The following is a 5,053-nucleotide window of genomic DNA, read 5'->3' as shown; positions in this document are numbered from 1 at the left end:
AGGGCGTCGACACCGTCCGCCTCGGCCCGGTCGCGCGGTTCGATCTGGACGAGGCCGTGGAGAAGCTCACCGAGAGTCGCGAGCGGTTCGCAGCGTGGGTCCACCACCTCGAACTCGACGCTGTTATCGCGTACATGATCAGCGATGACATTGCGCAGCCGGTCTTTGACGAGACGGCCACGTATCTCACTAGTGGGGCAGTGCACCTACCGCCGCTGCTCGGGGTGGTGCAAGTGCCCGAGATCGTCACCGGGGCTGCGTGGTGGTCTGTGTACCAGCATCCGCTCATCGACGAGCCGCGCCACGGTGTTGTCGGCGAGGTCGCCGCATCAGCGGCGCTGCAGCAGATGCTAGAGCACACCGGCGAGCTGCCGGAGCCGAGCAAAGACGACATCGAGGCACGCCTGAACAGCACCGATCACGGCATCGACGCTGCCGAGCACGCCGACATCATCGAAGACGCGCTGGCGTATATCCCGCCCATGTTCTCCGACGTGCTGCAGCGTGAATACGAGCAGGCGGCGGCAGGAATAACCCAGCCGAGCACGCGCGCTGTTCGATCGGCGCTGAAATGCTTCACCACGCCGCGCTTGCGAGACGCGCTGCTCGCGGCGCTGCTCGATGACCCGCAGGCGGGCCTACGGTTCGCGGAGCAGGTTATGCGTGCTGTCCCGACCAGCTGGCCAGGGATGCGCGCGCAGCTCACCACCACGGTTGCCGTGCTTGCGCACGCCACAGGCCAGCCGGGACTAGCTGGCGTGGCCGCGCACCGAGCCACCGAGATCGGGCCAGACGAGATCTTCCCGTCGTTGGTGGCGAAGCTGACCGACATCGGCCAAGGCGAGCGGATGGTCGAACTCGTCCGCGAGGGCGCCGAGAAGACCCGCACGATCTTGTTCACCGAGTAGCACCACACACCCCGTTGCAGCGATGCAACGGGGTTTCTTTTTTTCTCGTCGGCCGTGGCTTGCGACAGCAGACACTTCAACGAGGCAGGGGAGCGACCCCTAGACAGCAGAGCTGTCTCCAACAGACGGATTGACCACCAATCCGAACAAGGAGGCACGTGATGCGCGACATCACCCACACCGACCTGGAACTGCTCTACCAGCTCGCCGACGGCATCGACGGCGAGGACGCCGATCCGGGCGCAGCACAAGAACTGCGCGACCTAGAGGCGGCAGGCACGCCGCTGCCCTGGGCAGTGCTGTAACGACAGCGCAACCCCCCGCAGCAGCAAAGCAGCTGCTTCAACACCCACATTGCACGGCAATTCACACCCACCCACATAAGGAGAACCATCATGTCCAACCCCTTCAACAACGGCACCATCGTCGGCAACGCAGCTCGCGCACCCAAGCTGTTCGAGCACGCAAACGGCGGCGCGACGGTGAAGCTCAGCGTCTATGCGCGCAACACCTTCAAGAACAAGTCCACCGGCAAGGTGGAAAGCGAGATCGTGGAGCTGACCGGCTACGTCCAGGACGCGAAGAACCCCGGCGTGTTCGGCTGCATCGGGTCCGGCGACCGTGTCGCAGTGAGCTACTCGCTGAAGACCGACGTCTACACCGACAAGGACGGTGTGAAGCACTACCCGCTGGTCGCCCGTATCGACACCGTGCAGCTGATCGACTCCAAGAAAGAGTCCGCTGCGCGCGCAGCCCGTCGCGGAGGCGAGGCGGCGAACGCCGCCCTGGCTGGCGCTGACGCCGACAACGACGAAGCACCGTTCTAACAACGACACCCCGCAGGGAAACCTGCGGGGTTATTTTTTTCAACTATTTCACGGTGTTGATCCAGCTCTTTCACGGCCTTACCCAACTGAACAAAACCCAACAGCCCTAGCATCAGCTTGGCGATCGGGGTGGAGTCTTTTGAGTAGGTCTGTCCCTCCTTGAGGAACTTCACCGACACTCCTTTGCTGACTAGCTCGTCAACAATGGCGTACAGATCCGTCAGTGAACGCGCGCACCGATCCATCGACGTGACGACAAGCTGATCTCCTGCACGGACATATCGCATTGCTTCATCAAGTCCAGGGCGCTCACGCGATCCACCACTGGCCTTATCCGTGTAATAGGTGAAGACCTTCTCTGCCTTGAGTTGTTCAATCTGACGATCAAGGTTCTGATCTTTCGAACTCACCCGGGCATAGCCCACCTTTTGTCCTGAGATCGCCCCCAACTGTTCAGTGATCTCCAGAGGCAGTGACGGTTCTGTTCCGTTAGTCTTGGAACTAACCCTAGCGAACAGGAAGTTTTTTCATTCACAAATTGTTCGCTTGGGGTGTACCCCAGGTGCCCCTACCAGCGCCCGCAGTTGAAGGCTTCACCTACCAAATGGTAAAGTTAGCTATATGCGAACCAGTCAGCGCTCCGAGATCCTGGAAGCTGCCCTCCGCGTCATGAACGCAGCGGAGGGTGGCGACATTACCCTTGACGCAGTGGCCCACGAGGCCGGGCTCACCAAACCGGGATTGCTATATCACTTCCGCAACCGCGACGTACTGCTCGCCGCGATCGTCGACCACGCTGCGGCCAACGTCGAGAACGACATGACTGCCACCCTTGGCAAGCCCCTCGAGAACGCCAACGCCACCGAGCGGCTCCTGAGCTACGTTCACGTCGCCGCCCACGGGGCCGCCAAGCGCGCCGAGTTCATCATCTGGGGCCAAGCGACGTATCGGCCCGAACTCACCGAACCGTGGACTACGCGGATGGGCCGCTGGCTCGAACTCCCGGACGATCTCGACGCCGCCACCCGAGCCAGGCTGACCACCGCCCGACTCGCCGCCGACGGACTCTGGGGCGCCCAGGCCACAGGTGTGTCCACCCTCCACGGCGCGGATCTCGAAGCCGTCGTCTCCAGCATTCGCTCCCTGATCGAAGGAACAACCCCATGAAGCAGTGGTTCCTGCTCGCTGGCGCCATCACTACCGAAGTGGCGGCGACGCTGTCTCTCAAGGCGGCGCTCAATCACCCATCCTGGTACATCGTGGTTGCTGCCGGATACATCGGCACTTTCGTCTTCCTCACCTTCTGCCTGCGCGAAGGAATGCAGATCGGCGTCGCCTATGGCATCTGGGGAGCCAGCGGGGTCGTGCTCGCCGCCGTGCTATCCGCCGCGATTTTCGGTGAACCTCTGACCGCTGTGATGGGTCTTGGAATGGTTGCGATCATCAGCGGTGTCCTCACCGTCGAACTCGGCTCCCAGAAAGCTCAGCAAACCGCAGCCCAGGAAGCAGGAGTCAACTCATGAGATGGATCTTCCTCGCAGGCGCCATCTTGTCCGAAGTCGTCGCGACCATGTCGCTACGAGCCTCCGACGGTGGCCGGGTGAAGAAATGGTTCATCGGCGTCATCGCGGGGTATCTCGTGGCGTTCGTCGCCTTAAGTCTCGCCTTGGCCGACGGCATGGCCCTTGGCGTCGCCTACGGCATCTGGGCAGCATCCGGCGTAGCTCTCACCGCGATCCTCGCCCGGGTCATCTTCCACGAACCCCTCACCCGAACCATGGCCCTCGGCATCCTCCTCATCGCCGTCGGAGTTCTCACCGTTGAACTCGGCGCCAACTTGGCGAACTGACGCATTTCCGCAGGTAAACCAGGCAGATTGGTGTGCTGCACCACGAGGCGCACAGACAAAGGCTCCCCAATGAGCGCCTGTGGGCCTAGCGTTGTGGATGTGATCACCTGTGTCGTCCACTACACCATCGACCCCGACCAGATCGCAGCCTTTGAACAGTTCGCCCGCGCTTGGATGCGGCATGTCGACGAACACGGCGGCACCCACCACGGGTACTACCTACCCGCGGAAGGTGTGAGTGACCGTGCGGAATCCCTGTTCAGCTTCCCCAGCCTGGCTGCCTACGAGCAGTACCGCACCTTGTTCGGCACCCACTCGGACTTCATCGCCGCTGACCGGATTCGAGACGAGTCCGAGTGCGTCCTGCGGTACGAGCGCACCTTCATGCGGCCGCTCCTACCCCAGGGACACTGAAAGGGACTCCGGCAGCACGCTCGGCACAACCCACAACGCCGCAGGTCAGCGCGTACAGATGGGTGTACGCTATACACACATTAGGACCTTAAGGCATAGCTGCAGCTACTTTCGCCTTACTACCCATGAAGATAGTTGGAAGGAAGTTGAGTGATATTCATGACTGGTTCAAGTTATCGATCAAGAGTATTTGGATATAATTTTAGTCGGATCGTACTTATCTTCGCAGTACTCTTATTGTGTGTCTACTTCTTGACCAGAAGAGATCAAACCGCCTTTATCACATGCGGTCTTTTAGTGTCTCTGGCAATTTTCTTTAATGTCGGGGTGTTGCTGAATGATGAAATCCTTCGGATTTCAGTTCTTGGCATTCCAGTTAGCAACGTTCGTTTGGAATCTCTGAAGGGGGCGGAGATCCTTCCCTCGGGCCCCATACTCGAATCCCAAACGTTTGGGGTTCACTTCCTGGATGGCACTATTTCATTCCATGCCGGTTCTGCAAATATCCTCCTACACCGCAATATCGGAAGACCCATTCGCTTGACGGTTAAAGACCCAGAGGAATTTTTACACCTCCTAGCGGAGAACTCCGCTATTCGACCCGCTTCTCACAGTTAAGCCCCCGGTGCCGACACAACTGGCAACCAAAAGCATACCTCGAAGAGCTACTCACTCAAGCATCACCCGATCTGACGCGTCAGATGCTCGGTGATTTCATCAACCAAATTCTATCTTCCCAAGACGATACTGTCGGCAGCGCTGACTACGGCACCACCAGCGACAACCGCGTCAACCACCGCAACGGCTACCGCCACCGACTACTGGATACACGGGTCAGCACCGTCGATGTGGCTATCCCGAAACTACGCCACGGTTCCTTCTTGTCTGACTGGCTGTTAGAACGACGAACCCGTAGCGAACGTGCCATGTAGATAAGCCTCTGGGCACTAAAGTACCCAGAGTGAAGTGCCCCGGGTTTTATTCCTAGGCGTTTGCCTTGATTTCTATTATTTCCTGGGGTGGGTTCTGCTTCCAAAATTCGGTTTCCACCTCGA

At 59.7% G+C, this 5,053-nt stretch carries 8 protein-coding genes and 1 pseudogene; 8 read left to right on the top strand and 1 reads right to left on the bottom strand.

The features are described 5' to 3' along the window. From HMPREF2690_RS10395 to HMPREF2690_RS10390, 3 genes are all read left to right on the top strand, one after another. Window positions 1-908: DUF4192 family protein (locus HMPREF2690_RS10395; RefSeq protein ID WP_070820841.1), on the top strand; the 908-nt coding region annotated here is incomplete at its 5' end. Window positions 909-1,066: 158 nt separating this feature from the next. Beyond that, window positions 1,067-1,213, top strand: a complete 147-nt coding sequence (locus tag HMPREF2690_RS12225) for a hypothetical protein (protein WP_158293362.1) — start codon at window positions 1,067-1,069, stop codon at window positions 1,211-1,213. 90 nt (window positions 1,214-1,303) lie between these two features. Next, the gene (locus HMPREF2690_RS10390; RefSeq protein ID WP_070571001.1) at window positions 1,304-1,735 is read left to right on the top strand and encodes a single-stranded DNA-binding protein; all 432 of its coding nucleotides are present in this window, start codon (window positions 1,304-1,306) and stop codon (window positions 1,733-1,735) included. Here HMPREF2690_RS10390 and HMPREF2690_RS10385 read toward each other — a convergent pair. Then, window positions 1,732-2,160 (bottom strand): recombinase family protein, encoded by a 429-nt coding sequence (locus HMPREF2690_RS10385; RefSeq protein ID WP_256008564.1) that lies wholly within the window; start codon window positions 2,158-2,160, stop codon window positions 1,732-1,734. The genes HMPREF2690_RS10390 and HMPREF2690_RS10385 overlap by 4 nt on opposite strands. Before the next feature lie 196 nt (window positions 2,161-2,356). Between HMPREF2690_RS10385 and HMPREF2690_RS10380 the strand changes: the two genes are divergently transcribed. From HMPREF2690_RS10380 to HMPREF2690_RS11790, 5 genes and pseudogenes are all read left to right on the top strand, one after another. Beyond that, window positions 2,357-2,902: a TetR/AcrR family transcriptional regulator gene (locus tag HMPREF2690_RS10380; protein ID WP_034666346.1), complete on the top strand. Its 546-nt coding sequence runs from the start codon at window positions 2,357-2,359 to the stop codon at window positions 2,900-2,902. After that, entirely contained in the window at window positions 2,899-3,258 is a 360-nt protein-coding gene (locus tag HMPREF2690_RS10375) for a DMT family transporter (protein WP_048733039.1), read from the top strand. The genes HMPREF2690_RS10380 and HMPREF2690_RS10375 overlap by 4 nt, the downstream gene beginning before the upstream one ends. Further along, on the top strand, window positions 3,255-3,584 hold the full coding sequence (locus HMPREF2690_RS10370) for a DMT family transporter (RefSeq protein ID WP_003849969.1): 330 nt from the start codon (window positions 3,255-3,257) through the stop codon (window positions 3,582-3,584). The genes HMPREF2690_RS10375 and HMPREF2690_RS10370 overlap by 4 nt, the downstream gene beginning before the upstream one ends. Window positions 3,585-3,683: 99 nt before the next feature. After that, window positions 3,684-3,998, top strand: coding sequence for an NIPSNAP family protein (locus HMPREF2690_RS10365; RefSeq protein WP_174232238.1), 315 nt, complete (start codon window positions 3,684-3,686; stop codon window positions 3,996-3,998). A gap of 644 nt (window positions 3,999-4,642) precedes the next feature. Next, window positions 4,643-4,927: pseudogene (locus HMPREF2690_RS11790) on the top strand (transposase); the annotation flags it as partial. Window positions 4,928-5,053 lie beyond the last annotated feature (126 nt).

This window comes from Corynebacterium sp. HMSC034E11, from assembly GCF_001835905.1.
In the GTDB taxonomy this organism is placed as follows: Bacteria; Actinomycetota; Actinomycetes; order Mycobacteriales; family Mycobacteriaceae; genus Corynebacterium; species Corynebacterium coyleae.
The sequence above is the reverse complement of the archived record's forward strand: the minus strand, read 5'-3'. Positions and strand labels throughout refer to the sequence as shown.